The organism is Ensifer sp. VA4, assembly GCF_055710065.1.
The window spans coordinates 78,924-101,321 of record NZ_JBVQPO010000006.1 but is presented as its reverse complement, the minus strand read 5'-3'; the positions used below and the strand labels follow the sequence as shown (position 1 = coordinate 101,321).

19 protein-coding genes are annotated in these 22,398 nt (G+C 63.5%); 9 read left to right on the top strand and 10 right to left on the bottom strand.

From position 1 onward, the window contains the following. Window positions 1–90: 90 nt before the first annotated feature. The gene (locus tag AC0C6X_RS11930; RefSeq protein ID WP_247958899.1) at window positions 91–636 is read right to left on the bottom strand and encodes a DUF2059 domain-containing protein; all 546 of its coding nucleotides are present in this window, start codon (window positions 634–636) and stop codon (window positions 91–93) included. A 122-nt stretch (window positions 637–758) separates the two neighbouring features. Next, window positions 759–1,454: a ribose-5-phosphate isomerase RpiA gene (gene rpiA / locus AC0C6X_RS11925; RefSeq protein WP_472953276.1), complete on the bottom strand. Its 696-nt coding sequence runs from the start codon at window positions 1,452–1,454 to the stop codon at window positions 759–761. 224 nt (window positions 1,455–1,678) lie between these two features. Between rpiA and AC0C6X_RS11920 the strand changes: the two genes are divergently transcribed. Then, window positions 1,679–2,356 carry an HAD family hydrolase gene (locus AC0C6X_RS11920; RefSeq protein ID WP_247958898.1) on the top strand — a complete coding sequence of 226 codons (678 nt, stop codon included), beginning with the start codon at window positions 1,679–1,681 and terminating at the stop codon, window positions 2,354–2,356. Between the two features lie 52 nt (window positions 2,357–2,408). Here the strand turns inward: AC0C6X_RS11920 and AC0C6X_RS11915 are convergent, their stop codons facing one another. Continuing rightward, window positions 2,409–4,301, bottom strand: coding sequence for a L,D-transpeptidase family protein (locus AC0C6X_RS11915; protein ID WP_472953273.1), 1,893 nt, complete (start codon window positions 4,299–4,301; stop codon window positions 2,409–2,411). Between the two features lie 510 nt (window positions 4,302–4,811). Here AC0C6X_RS11915 and fumC point away from each other — a divergent pair. The 3 genes from fumC to AC0C6X_RS11900 all read left to right on the top strand — a co-directional run bounded on the left by fumC (window position 4,812) and on the right by AC0C6X_RS11900 (window position 8,286). Continuing rightward, window positions 4,812–6,203 (top strand): class II fumarate hydratase, encoded by a 1,392-nt coding sequence (fumC, locus tag AC0C6X_RS11910; RefSeq protein WP_173516695.1) that lies wholly within the window; start codon window positions 4,812–4,814, stop codon window positions 6,201–6,203. Between the two features lie 193 nt (window positions 6,204–6,396). Beyond that, on the top strand, window positions 6,397–7,467 hold the full coding sequence (locus tag AC0C6X_RS11905) for a GGDEF domain-containing protein (RefSeq protein WP_247958896.1): 1,071 nt from the start codon (window positions 6,397–6,399) through the stop codon (window positions 7,465–7,467). Between the two features lie 174 nt (window positions 7,468–7,641). Beyond that, complete coding sequence (locus AC0C6X_RS11900; RefSeq protein ID WP_472953270.1) at window positions 7,642–8,286, top strand: L,D-transpeptidase; 645 nt, start codon at window positions 7,642–7,644, stop codon at window positions 8,284–8,286. A 30-nt stretch (window positions 8,287–8,316) separates the two neighbouring features. Here AC0C6X_RS11900 and AC0C6X_RS11895 read toward each other — a convergent pair whose 3' ends face one another. From AC0C6X_RS11895 to AC0C6X_RS11885, 3 genes are all read right to left on the bottom strand, one after another. Beyond that, complete coding sequence (locus AC0C6X_RS11895; RefSeq protein ID WP_472953267.1) at window positions 8,317–9,123, bottom strand: M15 family metallopeptidase; 807 nt, start codon at window positions 9,121–9,123, stop codon at window positions 8,317–8,319. Window positions 9,124–9,184: 61 nt separating this feature from the next. Further along, complete coding sequence (locus AC0C6X_RS11890; RefSeq protein WP_472953264.1) at window positions 9,185–9,793, bottom strand: pyridoxamine 5'-phosphate oxidase family protein; 609 nt, start codon at window positions 9,791–9,793, stop codon at window positions 9,185–9,187. Window positions 9,794–9,879: 86 nt separating this feature from the next. Beyond that, the gene (locus AC0C6X_RS11885; RefSeq protein WP_472953261.1) at window positions 9,880–10,788 is read right to left on the bottom strand and encodes an alpha/beta fold hydrolase; all 909 of its coding nucleotides are present in this window, start codon (window positions 10,786–10,788) and stop codon (window positions 9,880–9,882) included. Between the two features lie 47 nt (window positions 10,789–10,835). On the opposite strand from AC0C6X_RS11885, the gene AC0C6X_RS11880 reads away from it, so the two are divergent. After that, window positions 10,836–11,318 carry a MarR family winged helix-turn-helix transcriptional regulator gene (locus AC0C6X_RS11880; RefSeq protein WP_376741635.1) on the top strand — a complete coding sequence of 161 codons (483 nt, stop codon included), beginning with the start codon at window positions 10,836–10,838 and terminating at the stop codon, window positions 11,316–11,318. 114 nt (window positions 11,319–11,432) lie between these two features. On the opposite strand, the gene AC0C6X_RS11875 is transcribed toward AC0C6X_RS11880, so the two are convergent. Continuing rightward, complete coding sequence (locus AC0C6X_RS11875; RefSeq protein WP_173516701.1) at window positions 11,433–11,807, bottom strand: gamma-butyrobetaine hydroxylase family protein; 375 nt, start codon at window positions 11,805–11,807, stop codon at window positions 11,433–11,435. Window positions 11,808–12,116: 309 nt separating this feature from the next. Here AC0C6X_RS11875 and moaA point away from each other — a divergent pair, with 309 nt between their 5' ends. Continuing rightward, entirely contained in the window at window positions 12,117–13,166 is a 1,050-nt protein-coding gene (gene moaA / locus AC0C6X_RS11870; RefSeq protein ID WP_173516702.1) for a GTP 3',8-cyclase MoaA, read from the top strand. A 337-nt stretch (window positions 13,167–13,503) separates the two neighbouring features. Here moaA and AC0C6X_RS11865 read toward each other — a convergent pair whose 3' ends face one another. Beyond that, a complete protein-coding gene (locus AC0C6X_RS11865; RefSeq protein WP_472953257.1) occupies window positions 13,504–16,047 on the bottom strand; it encodes a methyl-accepting chemotaxis protein in 2,544 nt (847 codons plus the stop codon). A 409-nt stretch (window positions 16,048–16,456) separates the two neighbouring features. On the opposite strand from AC0C6X_RS11865, the gene AC0C6X_RS11860 reads away from it, so the two are divergent. From AC0C6X_RS11860 to mobB, 3 genes are read left to right on the top strand one after another with little or no spacing between them, the layout of a single operon-like run. Further along, complete coding sequence (locus tag AC0C6X_RS11860) at window positions 16,457–17,365, top strand: DMT family transporter (protein WP_472953254.1); 909 nt, start codon at window positions 16,457–16,459, stop codon at window positions 17,363–17,365. A gap of 10 nt (window positions 17,366–17,375) precedes the next feature. Continuing rightward, window positions 17,376–18,041: a molybdenum cofactor guanylyltransferase MobA gene (gene mobA / locus AC0C6X_RS11855; protein ID WP_472953252.1), complete on the top strand. Its 666-nt coding sequence runs from the start codon at window positions 17,376–17,378 to the stop codon at window positions 18,039–18,041. After that, window positions 18,038–18,565, top strand: coding sequence for a molybdopterin-guanine dinucleotide biosynthesis protein B (mobB, locus tag AC0C6X_RS11850; protein ID WP_173516706.1), 528 nt, complete (start codon window positions 18,038–18,040; stop codon window positions 18,563–18,565). The genes mobA and mobB overlap by 4 nt, the downstream gene beginning before the upstream one ends. A 216-nt stretch (window positions 18,566–18,781) precedes the next feature. On the opposite strand, the gene AC0C6X_RS11845 is transcribed toward mobB, so the two are convergent. Together AC0C6X_RS11845 and AC0C6X_RS11840 are read right to left on the bottom strand one after the other, a co-directional pair. Further along, a complete protein-coding gene (locus AC0C6X_RS11845; protein WP_472953250.1) occupies window positions 18,782–19,525 on the bottom strand; it encodes a polysaccharide deacetylase family protein in 744 nt (247 codons plus the stop codon). A 126-nt stretch (window positions 19,526–19,651) separates the two neighbouring features. Then, entirely contained in the window at window positions 19,652–22,039 is a 2,388-nt protein-coding gene (locus AC0C6X_RS11840; protein ID WP_472953247.1) for an OmpA family protein, read from the bottom strand. Window positions 22,040–22,398 lie beyond the last annotated feature (359 nt).

Here is a 22,398-nt window from a genome sequence, read left to right as displayed (position 1 = left end):
CAGGCACATATAGTGGTGCCCCCAGGCAAAAGAAAAGCCCGGATCACTCCGGGCTCCTCGAAACGTGATGACTGGCGCTGGCGCGCTCGATTATTGCGCCGGCTGCTGGGCGGCGCCCTCGGCGGCCGGCTGGGTGCTGCCAACCTTGGCGTCGAGCGACTTGGTCGCTTCCTGGGTCAGGTCGCGGGAAACGCCCGCGGCCCAGATGTCGGCGGCCTTGAGCAGTTCGCGCGAAGCGATCGGGCCGTCGTTCAGGAGCTTCTTGCCGGCGGCGGAGCCGTAGAATTCGGTGATCGCGTTCAGTTCTTCCAGCGAAAAGGTCTTGGCGTAGATCGTCGCCGCTTCGTTTTCGAGGTCGGCGCGGCGGGCTGCAAGGCTGAGCGCCTTCTCGTCAACCGTAGCGGTGATCAGTTCCTGATGGTTCGGCGATGCCTGGATCAGCGTGTTCTTCAGCCGCTCGGCAAGGTTCGGCAGAATATTGTCGAAGCTGTTGGTGACGCCAAGCGCTGCGATCGTCGCGCGCGCCGCCTTGATCTGCTCTTCGGAGACGTCCTGGGCCTGCACCGCCGGAACCGATGCGGAAAGCAGAACCGCGGTGGCAGCGAATGTGCGGACAAGACCTGCGAGTTTGTTCATTTTTACCCTTGCTCCTGTGTTTGTCGCATGCTGCCCGGGCGATTGCCGCCGCCAGGCCCGCATGTATGGAAACCTGTTTGTCTTTGCCGCTCCCAGCCCGGTGCGGGCTGTCGGGAGCCGGTTCAGGACGCAGTCAGAATGCGTGCCTCTACCGGCCCTGCAATGATCGCCAGCGACGCGATGTCGATGAAAAGCCCGTGCTCGACGACGCCGGGAATGGCATTCAGCTCTCCCGCGAGCGCATCTGCATCAGGAATACGGCCAAAAGATGCATCGAGAATGAGGTGTCCGCCGTCGGTCTTGAAGGCGCCGTCATGGGACTGACGCACGGCGATTTCGCCGGAAAGACCGAGGCGCGAGGCGACCTTCTCGATCGCGATCCGCGTTGCCACCTGACCAAACGGATTGACCTCGATCGGCAGCTTGAAGGCGCCGAGAACGTCGACCACCTTCGATTCGTCGGCAATCACGATCATGCGCTTCGAGGCGCTCGCGACGATCTTTTCACGCAGCAATGCGCCGCCGCCGCCCTTGATCAGCCGCAGCCGGCCATCGACCTCATCGGCGCCGTCGATCGTCAGGTCCAGTTCCGGCAGCTCGTCGAGCGACTTCAACGGCACACCGAGTTCGAGGCAGAGCCGCGCCGTGCGCTCCGACGTGGGAACGCCTTCGATGTGGAAGCCGGCCGCGACCTTCTCGGCCAGAAGCCGGACGAATTCCTCGGCCGTGGAGCCGGTACCGATGCCGAGGCGCATGCCGTCTTCGACATATTCCAGAGCCGCAGCCGCGGCTTTGATTTTCATTTCGCGGGCGTCCATGCGCCAGTCGCTCCCTTGTAATGCCGACGGACGGCTTCGCTTCAAACTGCGAACCGCGCGCCCGATTTCCGCTGAGACACTTACACGCCCGGCGACGCAAACAAAAGTCAAAATGAAATTGCCGCCAAGGATTCCGCACCGCTTGCGAGGTGTACTCCCCATTGCATTCTTCTGTCACTTCGCCTACCCGAACGGCAACGTTTCCGGTGCCATGAGGTTTTTCGGTGTCATCTCCCATAGTCGTCTTCGATCTCGATGGAACGCTTGTCGATACCGCGCCGGACCTGGTCGCGAGCCTGAACCATGCAGTGACCCAGGCCGGCATCGCGCCGGTCGGCTATGCAGATCTCACCCACCTCGTCGGCCACGGCGCACGCGCGATGATCGAACGCACCTTCGCGCTCCGGGAAAAGCCGCTCGCTGAAGACGTGTTGGAATGGCAGCTCAAGGAGTTCGTCGATTTCTACCACGGCTCGATGCCCGGCGATTCGCTGCCCTATCCGGGCCTCATCGACGCACTCGACCGCCTCTCCGGCGCCGGGTTCAAACTGGCGGTCTGCACCAACAAGCCGGAAAAGCTGGCAAAGCGCCTGCTCGAACGCCTGGGACTGATCGAACGCTTCGCCGCGATTTCCGGCGGCGATACCTTCGAAGTGCGCAAGCCGAATGCCGAACACCTCTTGAGAACCGTCACCAATGCCGGCGGCCGGGCCGAACGCTCGGTGATGGTCGGCGACAGCCTCAACGACTTCCTCGTCGCCCGCAATGCCGCGGTGCCGTCGATCGCGGTTCCTTTCGGCTACTCCGACGTCCCCGTCGAAAGCCTCGAGCCGACGAAGATCATCGGCCACTTCGATGAGCTGACGCCGGCACTGGTCTCGGCTCTGCTCGAAGCCCGATAGTCGCAAAGAAAAGGCCGCTCGAAGCGGCCTTTTCTGTTCTTATGCCGTATCCTTATCCTTCGGCCCTGCGGGCGCCCCGCGTCGCGTCGAAGGCGCGGTTCATGTACATGTCGCGCTCGTAGACGTCGTTGAAATATTCGACGACGCCATCCTTGTTCGGCCAGGCGGTGAAATAAGCGACATAAACCGGCACCTTCACCGGAACCTGCAGCGCCTTGTTGCGGCCGTCGGCAATCTCCTTGCCGACATCCTCGACGCTCGTGCCGAGCACGGCGGCCGCCATGCGGCGCGGATCGGCAAGCCGCACGCAACCATGGCTGAGTGCACGGTTATCGCGCTTGAAGAAGCTCTTCGACGGGGTGTCGTGCATGTAGATCGCATGCGCGTTCGGGAACAGGATCTTCAGCTCGCCGAGCGCATTGTCGCTGCTCGGCGGCTGGCGCACGGCGATCGAAGCGGTCGAGCCGTTCCAGTTGACCGACGCCGACGGAACCGGCCGCCCGCCGATCTCGACCTGGTAGCCCATGCGATCGAGGTAGTTCGGATCGCTCCTGAGCTTCGGCAGCATCTCGTTGACGATGATCGACTGCGGCACGCCCCAATACGGATTGACCTCGACGGTCTGGATCTCGTCCTGGAAGAAGTAGGTCTGGTTCGTCTTCGAGCCGACGACCACGCGCATCGAGAATTGCTCGGCGCCCTGGTCGGCGTAGGTGGCGGTGAAGGCCGGCTGGTTGATGAAGACGTAGCGGTCGCCAAGGCCATCCGGCAGCCAGCGCGCCTGTTCCATGGCGATTTCGAGCTTGTTGATCTTGTTCGCCACGCTGTCGCCGCCCGTCAGGATGCGCACCGACGCCTGGCCGACGACGCCGTCGGCCTTCAGTCCGTTTTCCTTCTGGAAGGCCTCGACCAGCGACACCAGTTCCGGCGTGTATTCCGGCGTGCCTTGATAGGCGGCAAGAACCGCCGCATGTTCGGCCTTCAGCGTTTCCGAGCCCTTGAGGCGAATACCGGCAATGATATTGGCGAGCTCGGGATTGCTCTCTCCCGGCTTCAGCAGCGTGCCGGGCGCGATCTCGACGCGCTGCTCGGCGCCCGTTTCCGTCCTCAGCTTCTCCAGCTCGACCGAGAGTGCGGCGAATTGCGCGCTCTTCGGGTTCTGGTCGTTGAGAAGCGTGGCGACGTCGGCGCTCGCGGACAGCTTGTCGAGCAGCGACGTGAGGTCGACGGTCTTGCGCTTGAAGTCGTGGTAGCCGGAGATCTTGTTCGGATCGATGCGGCCGCGCACTGTGTCCTGCGCGTAGGTCAGCGTTGCCGCCGACAGTGCGATTTCGAACTGCAGCAGTTCCTTTTCCCGCGCGATCATGTCGCCGCGGTCGAAGCTGTCGGCCGGTATGCTGACGGCATAATCCTGCGGATCGAGGCCGACCTTGGCGGCATCGGCGAGAACGGCGATCGCCGCCTTCGCCTTGGCATTCACGCCCTCAGCGCCAATCCAGATGTAATCCATGCGCGCGCCGTAATGGGCCTCGACCGCCTTTGCGACGTCGTCCGTGGCACGCACGTTGATTTCCGGAAGGAACTGCCGCGCATCGGCAAGCGGCATGCGCAGCATGGGCGGCAGTGCGCCGTTGCGCACGGAGCCTGTCACCACCGGATCGAGCAGCTTGTCGGTGGCGATCCGGCGCAGCGCTTCGGCCTTGTAGGTATAGTACTTCGGCCCGGTGACCTTCGGCAGCGGCCTAGCGGCATGCTGCGGATCGATCATGGCGCCCATGCCGGGGAGCGGCTGGGCTGGCTGGGTCTGTTCGGCGGAATCCGGCTTCTTTCTGCCTGCCCGGATGAAATCGGCAAACGAGAAGGCCGAAGCCGGCCGCACATCCATGGTCGCGATCGCACAGCCGCTCATGAGCGCTACGATCGCTGCCGTCTTAATTACTCTCATATGAAACTACGTCCCCGTATCGCGTTGTCGCCGAATTCGGCTGAAGCCAGATTCTCGCCACGCCCTCGTGCACTGAAAGTTATAGAAAAGGATGGTGAATGAAAAGGAAACGCGCCTGCGAACATCGACCCTGAATCTCCATCTTCCTCCCAGCAAACGCCTCGATTCCATAACGTTTGAAGAGGCATAAAAATTTGATCCATATGGATTTTATTTCAGCAGGAGGTCATCGGCCGGCCGCAATGGTCGATCGTCGCCCGAAAAGAACACGGCGCCTGTGACCGAAACATCACAACGGCGCCAGCGGGCCGGAAGCGTGCGAATCACGTTCGCTGCGCGGCTGCCTTATTGCACTGCAGCGTTTCAAACGATTGTAGCATGGCAAGCCGCGCCGCGCCCCTTTACAAGCATCGGCAGGCGGGGCAGAGAGAGGCCCGGCACCTGGGGAGATGTGCCACCCGGCCCCCTCGCCCAGGCTTCATGAACCGCATGATCAAGGCAGGTATCACGATGACATCGACGCGCACGGAAACAGATACGTTCGGCCCCATCGAAGTGGCAAGCGACCGCTATTGGGGCGCTCAGGCCCAGCGCTCGCTCGGCAATTTCAAGATCGGTTGGGAAAAGCAGCCGGCCTCGATCGTCCGGGCGCTCGGCATCGTCAAGCAGGCTGCCGCCCGCACCAACCAGGCGCTCGGCCGGCTGGATTCGACCATCGCCGATGCCATCGTCAAGGCATCGCAGGAAGTGATCGACGGCAAGCTCAACGACCATTTCCCGCTCGTCGTCTGGCAGACCGGCTCGGGCACCCAGTCGAACATGAATGCCAACGAGGTGATTTCGAACCGGGCGATCGAGCTGCTCGGCGGCGTCATGGGCTCGAAGAAGCCGGTGCATCCGAACGATCATGTCAACATGAGCCAGTCGTCGAACGACACCTATCCGACGGCGATGCACATCGCCTGCGCGGAACGGGTGATCCATGACCTGCTGCCGGCGCTGAAGCACCTGCACAAGGCGCTCGAAGCCAAGGTCAAGGCCTTCGACCACATCATCAAGATCGGCCGCACCCACACCCAGGACGCGACCCCGCTGACGCTCGGCCAGGAATTCTCCGGCTACGCTGCCCAGGTCGCCTCTTCGATCAAGCGCATCGAGATGACGCTCCCCGGCCTTTGCGAACTCGCCCAGGGCGGCACCGCCGTCGGTACCGGCCTCAACGCGCCCGTCGGCTTTGCCGAGAAGGTCGCCGAAGAGATCGCCAAGATCACCGGCATCGCCTTCACCTCGGCGCCGAACAAGTTCGAAGCGCTTGCCGCCCATGATTCCATGGTCTTCAGCCATGGCGCGATCAACGCAACGGCCGCAGCCCTCTTCAAGATCGCCAACGACATCCGCTTCCTCGGCTCCGGCCCACGCTCCGGTCTCGGCGAGCTGTCGCTGCCGGAAAACGAGCCCGGCTCGTCGATCATGCCCGGCAAGGTCAACCCGACCCAGTGCGAGGCGCTGACCCAGGTCTGCGCCCAGGTGTTCGGCAATCACGCGGCGCTGACCTTCGCCGGCAGCCAGGGCCATTTCGAGCTCAACGTCTTCAACCCGCTGATGGCCTACAACTTCCTGCAGTCGGTGCAACTGCTCGCCGATGCGGCCGTGTCCTTCACCGACAACTGCGTCGTCGGCATCGAGGCACGCGAAGACAACATCAAGGCGGCCCTCGACCGCTCGCTGATGCTCGTCACCGCGCTTGCTCCGAAGATCGGCTACGACAATGCCGCCAAGATCGCCAAGACCGCACACAAGAACGGCACGACGCTGCGCGAAGAAGCCGTGGGCGGCGGCTATGTGACGAACGAAGAGTTCGACGCGATCGTGCGCCCGGAAACGATGATCAGCCCGGCCTGATCCATTTTGACACACCACGGCGCCTCACCGGCGCCGTGGCTTCAAGCCGCAAACGCAAGGGATAGATCGGCGAAAGCAGCCGCAATCGATCGAACTGTGGTGCAGCGGCGGCGGCAAATATTAAGACTTCGCAAATCATTTGCCCCTAAAAATCATAACCCGTAAGCAGTGATTAATATTAGGGGGTTTGCACATGCAAACGGCAAACTCGGGCAAAGCTCAGACGCCCGATATCGCAGCGCAAGTGACCCATGCCATGCGCATGATGGGTGTCGCGCCCATCCCCCGCAACTACGAGCTCTATTACGAAGCCTATCTCGGCTCCAACCCGCAGCTCTCCAAGGAGCTTGCGGCTCTCGGCAGCCGCGCGACCCAGGAGGAGCTGGACGCGATCGGCGCACAATATTTCAGCCATATCCACCGCCCGACCGGCATCGAGCGCGCCCACACCACGCTTGCCGCCAAGCTTGCCGAACTCGTCACGCTGCTGAAGGATGAGCAATACGCACTCGAGAACTACAACAAGGTTCTCGACGAGGCCTATGTCAACATCATCAGCAAGAGCGCTTCCAGCGCCGATATCCTGCGCCATGCGATCGGCATCCTGACCGAAGCGACCGCCGAGACGATGAGCCAGGGCAAGGAGCGCGTGCAGACGGTCGTGCAGAAATCCTTCGAGATGGAAGTCATCCGGCAGGAGCTCGACGAGTACAAGCGCATCGCCAATACCGACTCGCTGACGCGCCTCGCCAACCGCCGCGCCTTCGACGACAATCTGGCGGCCGTCTACAACAGCGAGCACTTCAGGAACTACACTGGCCTGCTCGTTGCCGACATCGACCATTTCAAGAAGGTCAACGACACCTTCGGTCATCCGGTCGGCGACAAGATCCTCGCGACCGTCGGCGGCGTGCTGCGCGCCAACCTGCGCCGCGAGGCCTTCGTGGCCCGCACCGGCGGCGAGGAGTTCGCCATCATCCTCGGCGACAGCACCCAGGAAGAATGCCTGCAGATCGCCGATCGCATCCGCACCGTGCTTGCGGCAACGCCCTTCCGCAACTCGAAGACCGGGGTCAATTACGGTCCGATCACGCTTTCCGTCGGCGTCTGCATGGCGACCGCGGCCGAAGACCCCGTCGATCTCTACAACAAGGCGGATATCGCGCTCTATTCGGCCAAGAATGGCGGGCGCAACAAGACCGTTCTCTTCGAGGACGGCATGCGCAAGGAATCCGGCCGCAACTGGCTGATCTATCGGCGCTGATCCTTATCCCGGTCCTCCACTTACAAATGGCGCCGCCCCGGGCGCCATTTGCGTTTGAGAGCCGCGTTCCTTCGGAAACAGCCGCCCTTCGCCACAACCGCTAGAACTGTCCTCAACCGGGAACAACCGCGCGAGGACAGGCGCGGACGGTTCCCACAACCGAGGGGGACCACCATGAAGAGCATTCTCGCAGCGCTTATTGCCACCAGCTTCCTCGCAGGCGTCACGACATCGGCGAAGGCCGCGGACGACGCGCCGATCACCGTCGCCTCGCTCGACAGCGCCACCGTCAAGACGAGTTCGCTTCAGATCCTGTCAAAGGGCGGCGCGAAATCGAAAGCCGCGCGCCGCGACATCAGCCAGTCGCCGATCCCACGCCAAGTGGTTGCCTTCAACGAAGCGGCCGCTCCGGGCACGATCATCGTCGACAATTCCGAGCGCCGGCTGTACCACGTCCTCGGCGGCGGCGTTGCGGTCAAATACGCCGTCAGCGTCGGCCGCAACGGCTTTCTCTGGACTGGCACCAACACAGTCAGCCGCAAGGCCGAATGGCCGACCTGGACACCGCCGGAAAAGATGCGCGCCCGTGAGGCGAAGAAGGGCAAGATCCTGCCGGCCCGCATGAAGGGCGGCATCGACAACCCACTCGGCGCGCGCGCCATGTATCTCGGCTCCACCATCTACCGCATTCACGGCACGAACCAGCCATCGTCGATCGGAAAGGCGATGTCGTCCGGCTGCATTCGCATGGCCAACGAGGATGTCGAACACCTCTATGCCAGCGTCGAGATCGGCGCCACGGTCATCGTTCGCGATTGAGTTCGCAGCGAAACCACCACCGAACACCGGCTAACGGCCGCAGGCGTCCGCGCCTGCCGCCCGGGCGATCGCGACCAACTCCGGCCGATACTCGAAGTGCATCGTGTCGAAATGATACCAGCGGCCACCCCAGATGAAGCCGTGACGCTCGAAAATCTCGACGATTTCAAGCGGATAGCGGTTGCGATATCGCAGCGCGCCGCCACTCGCCCTCCGGGCCCAGCGCCAGTAGTCGGCAAAGTCCGTGTTGAGATCGATGGCCGCACCGAAGCTATGGACCGAAAGCGTGGCAGCCCCGGCAATCGGCCGCCAGTTGAAGGTGCCGGCGCTTGGGCCGAGATAGCGCTTCAGATCGGCATGCCGCGAGAGGTCGGCGGCGACCGCTTTCAGTGCCTCTGCGGCGCCGTGCTTGCGCGTGACCCGCAGCCGCTCGCCGAACCAATCAACGGTGACGAGGTCTTGGCTCACCGCCTTGGCCGTGCCGCCATAGAGCCGTTTCAGGAGCACCTCGCTGCGGATGCGCCCCGGTTCGAAATCGACGGCCGGCGGTTTCGCGCAGGCACCCAGCGGATAGATTTGCGAGAGGCTGTCCTCGACATCGGCAGCGGCCAGCTTTTCGGCGTGGCTCTTCTTCCTGCCGTCGTCGATCGCAAGCGGCGGCCCGCCATCGCTGAGGATCAGGGTATTGGCGTCGATGCGCTCGATAGCACCAGGATAGGCGGCAGCCAGCAGGCGCTGTTTCTCCGAAAGCGTGGGGTCGGCAGCCGTCGCCATGTCGGCGACGAGAGCGAGCGCAATGAGGATGGTAGATGCACCTGTCAGAGCTTGCCGCCGCACCCTCGCCTCCACCCACGCGCTTCGCTGATGGGCGACACTACGGGTCAGCCCGGACGGCAGCCTACCACATGGTCTTGGCGGCGCGCTCCGGCCATTCGCGGTCATATGTGTCGCGGTCGAAATCCGCCTTGGCAGCCTTCAGCAGCGTGCCGGGCGACGGCAGCGTTGCCGGATCGAGGAAACGATCGGGGTTCCAGAGCTGCGCCCGCATCACTGCGCGCGCGCACTGGAAATAGACTTCGCCGATGGTCACGACGATGATGCTGCGCGGGTGTCTGCCATCGACCTCGAAGCTATCGGTAAGCGCCGGGTCGATGCTGAGCACAGCCGTGCCGTTGATGCGCATCGTCGTGTTCGAGCCCGGAATCAGGAACATCAGCGCCACCCGCGGATCGCGCACGATGTTGGCAAGCGAATCGACCCGGTTGTTGCCGCGCCAGTCGGGAAGCAGCACCGTCTTGTCGTCGGCGATCCGGACCACGCAAGTGTCGTCACCGCGGGGCGAACAATCGAGCCCCTCCGGCCCGACGGTTGCGAGCGCACAGAAGGGCGAAGCCTCGATCATCAGCCGATACTCCGCCGTCAGCGTCTTGGTGACCTTGGCCACCGAAGCTTCGCTGACACCGCCATAGAGCGCGTTGAGTTCCTCTACCGAGGTGATGACCGACATGCCGTCCTCCAATACCGAAAGATCTCGCCAAAGCGACCCTTCGACCGATAGCATGACAGTCTGATGACGGCAGCAACGAAAAAGTGTCAGGCGGCGGCTTTTTGATCTTCCGCGTGTATGAAGGCGTTGATCCGCGCGATCACGGGGGCAGCGGAAACGATGCGGCGATGGCCGAGGCCGTTTGCCCAATGGATCTCGACATTCGGCCCCGCGGCCGCATAGCGGCGCGCATGATCGGCCGCCACCTCCTTGTCGTCCTCGGCATGAATGATCAGCGTCGGCACGGCCAGGACGCCGATGATCCGCGCGGCGTCGAATTCCTCGAGCCGGCGGCCGGAGAGACGCTCGACGACACCTTCGAAGGCAGCCTGCGTCTTCGGCGCCAGGCGAAGAACCTTCCCGAAGCCTTTGAAAAGCCAGGTCATCTCGCTCGGCGCGCCGATCAGCACCAGCTTCTTCGCCACATGGCTGCGCACGTCACAGACGATCCCACCCGCCGCACAGGCAAGGCTCGCGCCGCCGAAGGAATGTCCGACGCAGACGTCGAAATTGCCGAAATGCCGCCAGGCGGCGTCGATGGCCCTGACCGCCGCGGGCATGGTGAGCGTCCGTCCCGGCGAGCCGCCATGCCCCGGCCAGTCGAGCGTCACCACCTCGGCGCCGCCTTTGACCAGGCCATCGATCATCGCGGCTAGGTAGTCGCTCCGCGAACCCCAGCCATGCACGAGCAGGATGCGCTTGGCGTTAGCCGCACCGTGCGGCGCCGCGAACTGCCGCGCCAGCACCCAGCCTCCGGCATAGGAAAGCGTCACCGGCCTTGCCCTGGCGATCACCGGCTCTGCCGCGGCGAGTGCTGCCTTTTCCTTGGCGTTTTTCGGCTTTCGGCCGGGTGTGACGCTGAAAAGGTTGAAAGCCAGGTTGCCGGCGGCCTCCGGCGAGAGCGCTGCCACGCCTTTCAGCGCGTGACGGATGACCTTGATCGCAAAGGATGCCATAGTGGGAATCTCTTATTATGTTCAATGATGAACATAATTGTACAACGTTGAACAAAAATCAAGTGACGACTGAACACCATTTTCCCTGGGATCATCCCCGCTTCCGTAGCTGGATCGCCGTGGCGCGCGCCTGCCAGCTCATGCAGCAGACGTTGACGCGCGAGATCGCCCATCTCGACATCAAGCCGCCGCATCTCGACATCCTGATCAATCTCTATCGGTTCGATGGCATCTCGCAGCAGGAGCTGGCCCGCAAGCTGCTGGTCGGCCGCTCCAACATGAGCATGCTGCTGCCGCAACTGGAGAGGCGCGGACTGATCCTGCGCCGCGGTGACGAGAAGGACAAACGGGTGCTGCGGCTGTCGCTGACGCCGGAAGGACGCACGCTGACCGAGGCGGCCATGGAAATCCACACGGCGCTGATCGAGAAATCGATGGTCGGCGCGCCGATCGAGGAATGCATGATCGTCGCCCAATCCATGGAGCGGCTGATCGGCATTCTGCTCAAGGAAGAAGGCGAGCTGGCCTGACCTGCCCGCAGCATGTTTCCTTGATTCGTAACCGATTTAAGGACAAAAACATACAGCATTCAAAGTGCTACAGCGACCTTTGCGCGTCTGATAAGACGCGCGGCGCTGTAGTGGTCAGCGCGGCTTCTCCGCCTTGTCGCGCGACATGCCCTTGTCAGTGAGCTCCTGTTCGTAAGCGGCGAACAGCTCTTCACCCTTCTCGCCGAGTTCACGCAGATAGCTCCAGGTGAAGATTCCGGTGTCGTGGAAATCGTCGAAACCGATGCGGACCGCGTAATTGCCGGTCGGCTGCACCGAAATGATCTGCACGTTGCGCTTGCCGGGCACCGTCACCCGCTGCCCGGGGCCGTGCCCCTGCACTTCGGCGGACGGCGAAAGCACCCGCAGCATCTCCGCCGAGAGATCGAAGGATACGCCATCGTTGAAGGTAACGACGAGCCGATGGCGATCCTTGGAGACACGCAGTTCCGTCGGCCAGATTTCACTCATATTGCCTGCTCCTGTTTCTACAGCGCCGCGCGTCTAATCAGACGCGCAAAGGTCGCTGTAGCACTTTGATTTGCTGCATGTCTTAGTCCTTAAATCGAGGTCGATTTAAGGAGACATGCAGTAGGCTGCAAAGGCAGTGCCTTGTTTCGCCGTCTATTTCATCTTCAAACTGATTCCGGCCCAGGGATAAAGTGACGCACCGCATTGCCGCGTGAATTACCCTGCTCTTCCGATCAACACTTTGCGACAGTATGCGCCTTGACGCGACCATTCTCAGCAACGACATTGATAGGGCTGGGAGAAAGACGCTTGAACACAGCCACCATCGACAGGATCGGCGCAATGCCGATCGAGCAGAAAACCGCTCCGATGATCGACCCCTTCGGTCGGGCGATCACCTATCTGCGCGTGTCCGTCACCGATCGCTGCGATTTCCGCTGCACCTATTGCATGGCGGAACACATGACCTTCCTGCCGAAGAAGGATCTGCTGACGCTCGAAGAATTGCAGCGGCTCTGTTCCGCCTTCATCGCCAAGGGCGTGCGTAAGCTTCGGCTCACCGGCGGTGAACCGCTGGTGCGCAAGAACATCATGTTCCTAGTGCGCGAGCTCGGCAAGGAGATCGAGGCCGGCCGGCTCGACGAGCTGACCTTGACCACGAACGGTTCGCAGCTTGCGAAATACGCGACCGAGCTCGTCGATTGCGGCGTCAAGCGCATCAACGTCTCGCTCGACACGCTGGACCCCGCGAAGTTCCACCAGATCACCCGCTGGGGCGAACTCGCCAAGGTCATGGAAGGCATCGACGCGGCCCAGGCCGCCGGCCTCAAGGTCAAGATCAACGCGGTGGCGCTGAAAGGTTTCAACGACGCGGAAATCCCCGATCTCATGCGCTGGGCCCACGGCCGCGGCATGGACCTGACGTTGATCGAAACCATGCCGATGGGCGAGGTCGAAGAAGACCGCACCGACCACTACATGCCGCTCTCGGAAATGCGCCGGCAATTGGAAGAGCAGTTCACCTTCTCGGACATTCCCTATCGCACCGGCGGCCCGGCCCGTTACGTCGAGGTCGCCGAAACCGGCGGACGCCTCGGCCTGATCACGCCGATGACCCATAACTTCTGCGAAAGCTGCAACCGCGTCCGCCTCACCTGCACCGGCACGCTCTACATGTGCCTCGGGCAGAACGACGCGGCCGACCTGCGCACGGCGCTCCGTGCCTCCGATGACGATGCCTATCTGAGCCAGGTGATCGACGAAGCGATCGGCCGCAAGCCGAAGGGCCACGACTTCATCATCGATCGGGAGCACAACCGCCCCGCCGTCGCCCGCCACATGAGCGTCACCGGCGGCTGAGTTTTCCCTTACAGATTTTACTTTGCCGGCAGGCGGACCCTCATCCGAGCGGTGAGGCCGATTAGCCCCTCATCCGCCTGCCGGCACCTTCTCCCCGCGCGCGCGGAGAAGGAAACCTGAGGTGACGCTCTCGTTCCCTCTGACGGTGTTTCGCGTGAATGCGGGGACGACCTGTGGCTGATCGCAGTCAATGCGGGCAAAATCGTCCCTTCGGGTACGTCCCCTCGCCCCGCTTGCGGGGAGAGGGTTAGTCCTCGGGTTAAACCCGAGGAGAGGGGCTGATCCGCACGGGGTTGCCTTAAAAGAATGACCGTCGTACCCAAGGACGAGCCAAAACCTAAGCCGCGTAGCTACGACGGCCCTGCCCCTGCGCACCGATGCCATCCGTACCCGTCCGGAAACGCTCGATCTTCTCGTTGAGCATTTCCACCTGCCGGCGCAGCCCGTGGATCTCGGCGGTGTTTTCTTCGACCATCGCGGCATTCTGCTGGGTGATCAGCTCGACCTCGTGCACGGCCGAATTCACCTCGTTGAGGCCGGTATACTGGTCGGCCGCCGAAGCCTCGATGTTGCTGACGAGTTCGTGGATCGTGGTGATGTGGCTGTTGATGACGGTGAGCGCATCGCCCGTTTCCTGCACCAGAGCCACGCCGCTTCTCACCTGTGCCGAGCTCTCGGAGATCAGTCCCTTGATCTCGCGGGCCGCACCGGCGCAACGCTGGGCAAGCTCGCGCACTTCCTGCGCCACGACGGCAAAGCCGCGTCCCGCCTCGCCTGCCCGTGCCGCCTCGACGCCGGCGTTGAGCGCCAGAAGGTTGGTCTGGAAGGCGATTTCGTCGATGACGCCGATGATCGTGCCGATCTTTTCAGAGGACCGGTTGATCTCCGCCATCGCATCGATCGCCTTGGCCACCACCTGGCCGGAATGCTTGGCATAGGAGTTGGTCTCGCCGACGGAGACGGTCGTCTTGCGCGCGCTTTCCGCGGTGGCGCGGACGATCTCCGTCAATTGGCGAAGCGCCCGCGAGCTTTCCTCAAGTGCTGCCGCCTGCTGCTCGGTGCGGCGCGCCAGGTCGTCGGCCGACGACGCAAGGTTGCCGGTGCCGCCGGTGATCTCGCCGGTGACAACACGCACGTCGGCAAGCGTCGCCCGCAGCGCCTCGACCGCATTGTTATAAGTGCGCGCCATGATCACGTAGTCGGCGGGCAGATCTTCGGCCATGCCTTCCTCGAGATTGCCGTCGGCAAGCGCCGCCAGGACATCCGAAAGCGCATTCAGCGCCTGCATCTGCTCGGCCTCGACCCGGGCACGCTCCGCGGCGCGGCGCGCTTCCTCCTCGGCCGAAAGCGCGCGTGCCGCCTCCGCCTCGCGCCCCAGCCGCACGTTCTCGACGGCATTGTCGCGGAACACGGCAACGGAGCGCACCATGTCGCCGATCTCGTCGCCGCGGTTGCGGCCCTCGATGGCGACGTCGAGATCGCCGCTGGCAAGCCGCGTCATCGTTTCGGTCACACGCTTCAGCGGCCCGCGCAGGGTTTCGACCAGCATCAGGCCACCGATGATTGCAAGCAGCGTCCCGGCGAGCATGGCGACGATCGAGACGTCGGCCGAACGCTGGCTGTCGACCTTGCCAGCTTCCTGCGCGCTGCTGACGAAGCTTTCGAGCGTGGTGCTGGCGGCAGCGACGAGCGCCGAGGCTTCCGCCTTCGCGGCTTGCCAGCGGCTGCCGACGTCGATCAGCGCTGCCGTGTCCTTGGCGATATCGTCGAGCGAGGGGCCGAGCTTCGCCGGCAGGTCACGGAGTGCCGCGTTCTTGCCGCCGAGTTCGCCGAGCTTGGCCGCCGTTCCGCGAACTGCCTCGATGTCGGCCATGACCGGCTCGCGCCCGGCAGCATCGAGCTTGCGATGCAGCTCGCTGATATGCAACCGTGTGCTGTCGAGCCCCTTGAAGGTGTCGCCCATCAGCGTGATCAGGGTCTTGAGCTGCGAGATCTCGGCGTCCATGCCGACGAAGCGCTTGGCGGCCGTGTCCGAGTTCTTGGCGGCCTCCTTGGCAAAGTCCGCTTCATATTTGGAGAACTTGCCGAGAATCGGCACCAGCGCATTCTTCTTCGCCTCGCTGTCTTCGGCGCCGGCAAGGATCGCCTGAACCTTGAGCGCCTGATCCTTCACGTCGGCGATCGGCGCCTGCACCTTTTCCGAGGCGATCTTTTCCGCCTCGTCGATCTGCTTCAGGAGATGCGGCAGCAACTTGCCGGCCTGGTCGATCTTGGCATCCGGATTGACGGCCATCGTTACCGGCAGGCGGAACTTCTTGATGCGCTCAGCGAGGCCCTGATAGGCGGCGGCGTCGAACAGAAGCGCCTTGGCGAAGGCTTCCTTCTCACCGGATTCCTTGCGGATGAAATCGATCTGCTTATAGGCGCCGTTGCCCTGCTCGGTCATGTCGGCGAGTGCCGCTTCCAGTGATGCCGTCACCTGGTCCCGTTCGACCTTGATCGCCCAGAGCTTTTCCGTCTGGCCGCGCATCGCCTCCCCCAGCGCCAGAACGGAGGCGATCTCCGCCTTGTCCTCATCCCGCGTCAGCAGGCTGTCGAGCGCCTTCACGCCGCTTTCCTGCTCGTCGATCTGAACCGCGAGTGCTGTTTTCGTTTCCTCGCTCGGCGCATCCGAGAAGGCCTGCAGCGCGCTGCGCAGCGCCTGGAAATCCGAGAGATTGTTGATGGTTTCGCGCGTCACGGTCATGTGGCCGTTGAGCGTGCGGGCGGTGAAGAAGCCAATGAGACCAATACCGGCGATCAGCGCCACCAGCGGAACCACGAAAAGCAGAACCTTGGTGACGATCCGCAAGCGTTGCAGCAGGCGATCGATGAAAGACATTGCGCACCCCTGAATTATTCTTATGGGAAGCAGGCCCGCGCGGCGGCTTTTCTTGGTGGAAACACCGATGGGACGATTGCCGCAGGCTCTCCCAAGCCTTGGGCAGACATCCCTGGAATGGCCACCCTGCAAGGTTTGCTGCGGCGCCACCCCGCCGATCGCGTCATGCGAATGGATGCGGAATTGTGGCGACGATAGGCAGCGAAACTTAAGATTCCGCGAATAAACTCAGGTTCGTCCGCTGCCGGTTCCACCGTTCTACTTGCGCTGAAAGAAAAACGGTTGGCGCATGCGAACCCGTTTGCACAAGACCGCGGCCAATGCTTAAACATTGGGCGATCCCATCCCGTGGATTCGCCTCCCCATCCGTCGGCAGCGCCCCGCTCGCCGGCGCCGCAGGACAGCAAGCATGCAAGCCTCCACCAATTTCCGCGGCATTCTGTTCATGTGCCTGGCAATGGTCACGTTCTCCTGCAACGACGCACTCGTCAAATCGGTCACCGGCGCGATGAATGTGGGCCAGATCATCTTCGTGCGCGGGTTGCTGACGACCGCGATGGTCGTGCTCGCCGCCTGGCAGTTCCGTGCGTTCAGGCCGCTCGGCACCCTGATGAAGCCGGTGATCCTGCTGCGCATCGTCATGGAGGCACTGGCCTCGGTCACCTATATCTCCGCCCTCGGCCAGATCCCGCTCGCCAACGCCTCGGCGATCATGCAGGCGCTGCCCTTGGCGGTAACCCTCGGCGCCACACTCTTCCTCGGCGAGCCGGTCGGCTGGCGGCGCTGGACGGCGATCATCGCCGGCTTCATCGGCGTGCTGATCGTGCTGCGCCCCGGCCCCGAGGGTTTTACACCGGCGGCGCTGACCGTCGTCGCCTGCGTGTTCGTAACGGCCACGCGCGATCTCTGCACCCGCCGGATCGGCCATGAGGTGCCGTCGCTTTACATCACGGTATCGACCTCCCTCGTCACCACCATCGTCGGCGCCGTGCTCATCCAGCCGATGGGCGGCTGGCAGCCGATGTCGGCGACGACGTTCAGTCACATCGCCGCCGCGAGCATCCTGCTGATGCTCGGTTACCAGACGATCGTGCTGGCGATGCGCGCCGGCGACATCTCCGTCATCGCCCCCTTCCGCTACACCAGCCTCATCTGGTCGATCGCGATCGGCATCTTCTTCTTTGCGGAAGTGCCGGATACCTGGATGCTGGTCGGCGTCGCGGTCATCATCGGCTCCGGTCTCTACACCTTCTATCGCGAGACGCAGCGCGGCAGGAAAGCCGTCGCCCGGCGCTCACTGACCGGCCCGCTGGAATAGGAGCATCCCGATGCCGGAAACCAGATACCCATCGCTGATCAGCGCGCCGCGACCAGCGGTCATCCTCGCCGGCGGATTGTCGCGGCGCATGGGAAGCCCGAAGTTTGACCTTCAACTCGGCGGCCAAGGGATGCTTTCGCGCATCGTCGAGCGGCTTCGACCGCAGGTCACGAGCATCGCGGTCAACCTCAATGCCGAACCAGCGGACGCGATCGTCGGCGATATCCCCGTCATTGCCGACACGGTTCCGGGTTTTCTCGGCCCGCTCGCCGGCGTGCTGACGGCCATGCGTCACACGGCGGCGACCACGCCGGAGGCAACCCATGTCGTTGCCGTCCCGACCGACACGCCCTTCTTTCCGGGCGATCTCGTCGCGAGATTGGCCGGCGCCTTGACCCAACGTCAGCAGATCGCCGTAGCGGCATCCGCCGGCCAGATGCATCCGCTGTTCGCACTCTGGCCGGTCGCGATCGCTGACGATCTGGAGAACTGGCTGACGAACGACCCGAAACGCCGCGTCCGTGCCTTCATCGAACGCCATGCCTCGGTAACGGTCGATTTTCCTGTCATCATGACGTCGAGGGGCGCATTCGACCCCTTCTTCAACATCAACACGCCTGAGGATCTCGTTGAGGCGCAGGAATGGTTGAACTTCTTCGAGGATAGCAAAGCATGAGCGCCATGAAGATCTTCGGCATCGCCGGCTGGAAGAACTCCGGCAAGACCGGACTGATGGTACGGCTCGTCAGCGAGCTGACGCAGCGCGGCTACGTCGTGTCCACGGTGAAGCACGCGCACCACGACTTCGACATCGACAAGGTCGGCGCCGACAGCTACCGCCACCGCGAGGCCGGTGCCCATGAGGTGACGATCGTCTCCGGCACGCGTTTTGCGATCATGCACGAATTGCGCGGCGCGCCGGAGCCCAGCTTCGAGGACATCCTTGCGCGGCTCGCCCCTTGCGATCTGGTGCTCGTCGAGGGCTACAAACGCGAACCGATCCCGAAGATCGAGGCCCGCCGGCTGGAATCGGCAAACCGCGAGCCGCTGGCGCCCACCGATCCGCACATCTGCGCCATTGCCGCCGACCACCCGGTCACCGACACCGATCTGCCGGTGTTCGATCTCGACGACACCGTGGCAATCGCCGATTTCGTCGAAAGGGTCACTGGCCTGCAGCGCAAGGCCGACGCTCGCTAAGCCCGCTGCGGGACAACAGATCGTCGCGCATCATTGCCTCGGCAGCGAATCGAGCGTCTGTTCCGCCTCGACCGTGCCATTCAGCGCTCGCGTCATACGTTGTGCCGTCGGTTTTCGGCTTGGCACCGATCAACGGGCGTCCGCCTTGCGGAAACGAAGCTCCGCTCAAATGTCGTGATCCGTGGGCGTTTGTTCGCCCTGCGCGGCAAAGAATCGTCAGTTCGTCGCGCCTACGGTCATTTCGTCCGGAATGTCGTTGAGACGGACGAAGCTGTAGCCCTTCGCCTTGAGGTCGAGGATGCCGTGCGCGACGCCGGCGCCGGCGGAATGGGTCGGCTGGTTGATATGGGCGATGATGACGTCGCCATCCTTGGCTGCGCGAATCCGTTTCTCGGCAAGAGCAGCGCCCAGCAGCGAACCGCCATCGCCGTTCACCGAATAACCGGCGATGCGATACCCCATCGCACGGATCTGGCCCATCGACGAATGGGTATACTTGGCGGTCGCGCCGCGGAACCAGCGCGGCGCCGGCAGGCCTTGCGCCTTGATCGCCGTCGCACCGCCATCGACTTCGGCCGCAACCGCCGCCTCGGAACCGGCCGCCGCCAGACCATAGACGGAGACCTTCACGTCGATCGGCGGCACGTGCATCGCGCCGTGATCCTCGATCTCGAAAAGGTCCGGATGCGCCTTCATCACCTCGACGACGAGGCCGTTGCGCTTCAGCCAGCGCGCGGTGACGAAGATGGTCGCTGGGATGTGGTTTTCAATCAAGGTGCCGAGGATGCGCATGTCGGTCGCGCCGCTGCAGGCGTCGAGCGTCAGGGCCACGCGCGGCGCCGCTCCCTTGCCATCCGGGTTTGTCGGCAGCCGCAGATCCGGCTCGACGAGGCCGGCCGCCGCGCTGGCCGAGTGTGCAAGCAGGGCGAAGGCGAAGTATGGGAGGGCAGCGGCTTTCATGGCAATCCGGGGAAACGAAAAAGTGAGACCTGTGAAACGACGGAAACCCGCCTTTGGCGAGGCGGGTTTCTTGGATGTAGCCGGGCAGTCCTGCCCGAAACTTGATCAGCGCTGCGCGAAGCTTAATTAGCGCTGCGCGACCGGGCGGACCAGCGGTGTGACGCGGCGGATGGTGACGCGGCGGTTCTGCTGCTCGGCTTCCTGCGTGCGAACTTTCAGGAAGCGCTCGCCGTAGCCCTGGGTCACCAGGTTTTCCGGCGGGATGCCGTAGACCTCGGTCAGCAGCGACGCGACCGATTCGGCGCGCTTGTCCGAAAGCACGAGGTTCGAGCGGTCCGAACCGACGGCATCGGTGTGACCTTCGATGAAGAAGGTTTCACCCGGATCCTTGGCAAGGATCTTCTCCATCGCGGCCGCGACCTTGCGCATGGTCTTGGCCTGCGACATCGACACCTCGGCGCTGCCCGTCGGGAAGGTGATCGTGTCGAGGTCGACACGGCGAACCTTGTCGCGCAGGCGGGCGGAGTGACGGACCTCGTCGATCGTGTAGACGCGCTCGACGGGCTCCACCGGCGGCTCGGCCAGGAACTCGTAGTAGTCGCGATCCGGATCGTCCGAAACGTCGGCGATATAGTCACGTACCGGGATGCGCAGGCGCATCGGCGGCAGTTCGTAGCCGACGTCGATAATCGCCGGGCGTGGACCTTCGTCACGCTCGGGAGCATAGATCATCAGGTACTCGTTGCCGTCGCGGTCCACGCGCGAGCGCTGCAGGATGTCGCCGTAACGGTTGTAGACGGTGACGATCCGGTAGCCGCCGGGGCGCAGGATGGTTTCGCGGGTGCGGCCGCGCGGAAGCTGATCATAGTAGGTCTCTTCCGCATCGTGACGCAGGCGCGGACGATCGTCGCCGCGCACGAAGATCTGGTCGCCGGCGCCGAGGATCACGCGGTTGTCGACCTGCTCGACGACCTTCACCTCGGTCACGTTGTTGGTGATGTTGTTGACCGTCGTGTTGTTGTTGATCACCGTGTTGTTGATGACGGTGTTGTTGACGATGTTGGTCGTCTCCGGAACCACGAAGACCGGCGCCTCGTCGACACGTGTGCCCTTTTCGTTGAGGTTGGCCTCGATCTTCTGCGGCAGGTCGGCCGGGATTTCCGCGGCGATCGCAGCCTGGGCTGCGGCATCGTCTGCCGGCGGCGCTACGTCTTCTTCCTTGGCGCGCAGTTCCTCGCGCAGCTTCTGGCGCTGTTCGCGCGCCTGGTTGCCGCCCGAATTGTCGGCGTCCTTGTCGCTGTCGAGCACGGCGGCACCGTTTTCAACCGGCAGAACGACGGTCTCGTCGGTCGCCGCCGGGTCTTCGGCGATCTTCACCTTCTCTTCTTCCGTGCGGGTGTCGACCACTTCCGGAACCGGCTGCTGCACCTGCGGCTGCTGCTCGGCGGTCGCCGGCTGCTCAGTGCCCGGGACCGGCTGACCTTCGCCGGTTTGCGGCTGTTCCGTACCAGGCACAGGCTGGCCCTCGCCGGTCTGGGGCTGCTCCGCGCCGGGCACGGGCTGACCTTCGCCCGTCTGAGGCTGCTGCTCGGTGCCGGGTACAGTTTCCGTCGGTGCAGGCTGTTCGCCCGCCTTCTGCTCTTCGGTCACGGGCGGCTGCTCGCCGGCCTTCTGCTCCTCGGTGGTCGCGGGCTGCTGAGCCGCCTTGCCCCCTTCCGGCGGGCATGCGGTGGATGCATCCTGACCTTCCGGAACGACACAGTCGCCGGGCTGAGCCTGTTCCGCAGCCTTCTGCTGTTCTTCCGCGGCCTTCTGCTGTTCGGCGGCTTGACGGGCTGCCTCTTCTTCCGCAGCCTTCTGCTGCTCGGCGGCTTGGCGCGCTGCCTCTTCCTCGGCAGCCTTCTGCTGTTCGGCGGCCTGGCGCGCTGCCTCTTCTTCCGCAGCCTTCTGCTGCTCGGCGGCCTGGCGGGCTGCCTCTTCTTCCGCGGCCTTCTGCTGCTCAGCGGCCTGGCGCGCTGCCTCTTCTTCCGCAGCCTTCTGCTGCTCGGCGGCCTGGCGCGCAGCTTCTTCTTCAGCCGCCTTCTGCTGTTCAGCGGCTTGGCGCGCAGCCTCTTCTTCCGCAGCCTTCTGCTGTTCAGCGGCCTGGCGCGCTGCCTCTTCTTCCGCAGCCTTCTGCTGCTCGGCTGCCTGGCGAGCGGCTTCTTCCTCAGCCGCCTTCTGCTGTTCAGCGGCTTGGCGCGCAGCCTCTTCTTCCGCAGCCTTCTGCTGCTCGGCGGCCTGGCGAGCGGCTTCCTCTTCGGCGGCCCTCTGCTGTTCGGCCGCCTGACGCGCAGCCTCTTCCTCGGCCTGGCGCTGCTTCTGCAGCAGCAGCAGCTCTTCGTCGGACTGGCCACCGCCCTCCTGTGCAACCTCGAATGGCTTCATCAGGCTATCGGCGACGGCCGGCGGAACCGCGACGGACACCGACAGCACCGGCAGCGCGACGGTCGCAAACAGTTTGGATCGAATCGACATTTGTCTTCCTTCCTCTTCCTGGGAGGTCCTGGTCCCGCATCCTCTTCCCGGTCTATGACGCGCCGAAGAATGATGCGTACGCGAATGCTCACCGGGCCTTGACCCAAGGTTCCGGCTTTTTTGTGTTGCCCGCGACGCATGCCGTCACGCGCAAAGGCCGAACCACGCGCAGGTTTCTTGATAAGGGCTAACGGAGGCAAGATTAACCGCCGCTGAACGCGCCGTTCATGTTCATTGCCAGGGCGCCATCGCAATCTGCGGTCGAAATCCGATTCCCGGTGAGCACCCTCGCTTTCCTGTTGATTTTTACAGGAAAAGAGTACGAATATCGCCGCAACCGGAGGCAGACGCCCCGGCCG

Excerpts from the sequence above, each read along its gene's own strand:
- mobA (WP_472953252.1), top strand. The coding sequence starts at position 17,376 with ATGCCGGAAACCAGATACCCATCGCTGATCAGCGCGCCGCGACCAGCG.
- AC0C6X_RS11845 (WP_472953250.1), bottom strand. The coding sequence starts at position 19,525 with ATGAAAGCCGCTGCCCTCCCATACTTCGCCTTCGCCCTGCTTGCACAC.
- AC0C6X_RS11905 (WP_247958896.1), top strand. The coding sequence starts at position 6,397 with ATGCAAACGGCAAACTCGGGCAAAGCTCAGACGCCCGATATCGCAGCG.
- AC0C6X_RS11930 (WP_247958899.1), bottom strand. The coding sequence starts at position 636 with ATGAACAAACTCGCAGGTCTTGTCCGCACATTCGCTGCCACCGCGGTT.
- AC0C6X_RS11890 (WP_472953264.1), bottom strand. The coding sequence starts at position 9,793 with ATGTCGGTCATCACCTCGGTAGAGGAACTCAACGCGCTCTATGGCGGT.
- AC0C6X_RS11840 (WP_472953247.1), bottom strand. The coding sequence starts at position 22,039 with ATGTCGATTCGATCCAAACTGTTTGCGACCGTCGCGCTGCCGGTGCTG.
- AC0C6X_RS11885 (WP_472953261.1), bottom strand. The coding sequence starts at position 10,788 with ATGGCATCCTTTGCGATCAAGGTCATCCGTCACGCGCTGAAAGGCGTG.
- rpiA (WP_472953276.1), bottom strand. The coding sequence starts at position 1,454 with ATGGACGCCCGCGAAATGAAAATCAAAGCCGCGGCTGCGGCTCTGGAA.
- mobB (WP_173516706.1), top strand. The coding sequence starts at position 18,038 with ATGAGCGCCATGAAGATCTTCGGCATCGCCGGCTGGAAGAACTCCGGC.
- AC0C6X_RS11865 (WP_472953257.1), bottom strand. The coding sequence starts at position 16,047 with ATGTCTTTCATCGATCGCCTGCTGCAACGCTTGCGGATCGTCACCAAG.
- AC0C6X_RS11860 (WP_472953254.1), top strand. The coding sequence starts at position 16,457 with ATGCAAGCCTCCACCAATTTCCGCGGCATTCTGTTCATGTGCCTGGCA.
- AC0C6X_RS11915 (WP_472953273.1), bottom strand. The coding sequence starts at position 4,301 with ATGAGAGTAATTAAGACGGCAGCGATCGTAGCGCTCATGAGCGGCTGT.
- AC0C6X_RS11900 (WP_472953270.1), top strand. The coding sequence starts at position 7,642 with ATGAAGAGCATTCTCGCAGCGCTTATTGCCACCAGCTTCCTCGCAGGC.
- AC0C6X_RS11875 (WP_173516701.1), bottom strand. The coding sequence starts at position 11,807 with ATGAGTGAAATCTGGCCGACGGAACTGCGTGTCTCCAAGGATCGCCAT.
- fumC (WP_173516695.1), top strand. The coding sequence starts at position 4,812 with ATGACATCGACGCGCACGGAAACAGATACGTTCGGCCCCATCGAAGTG.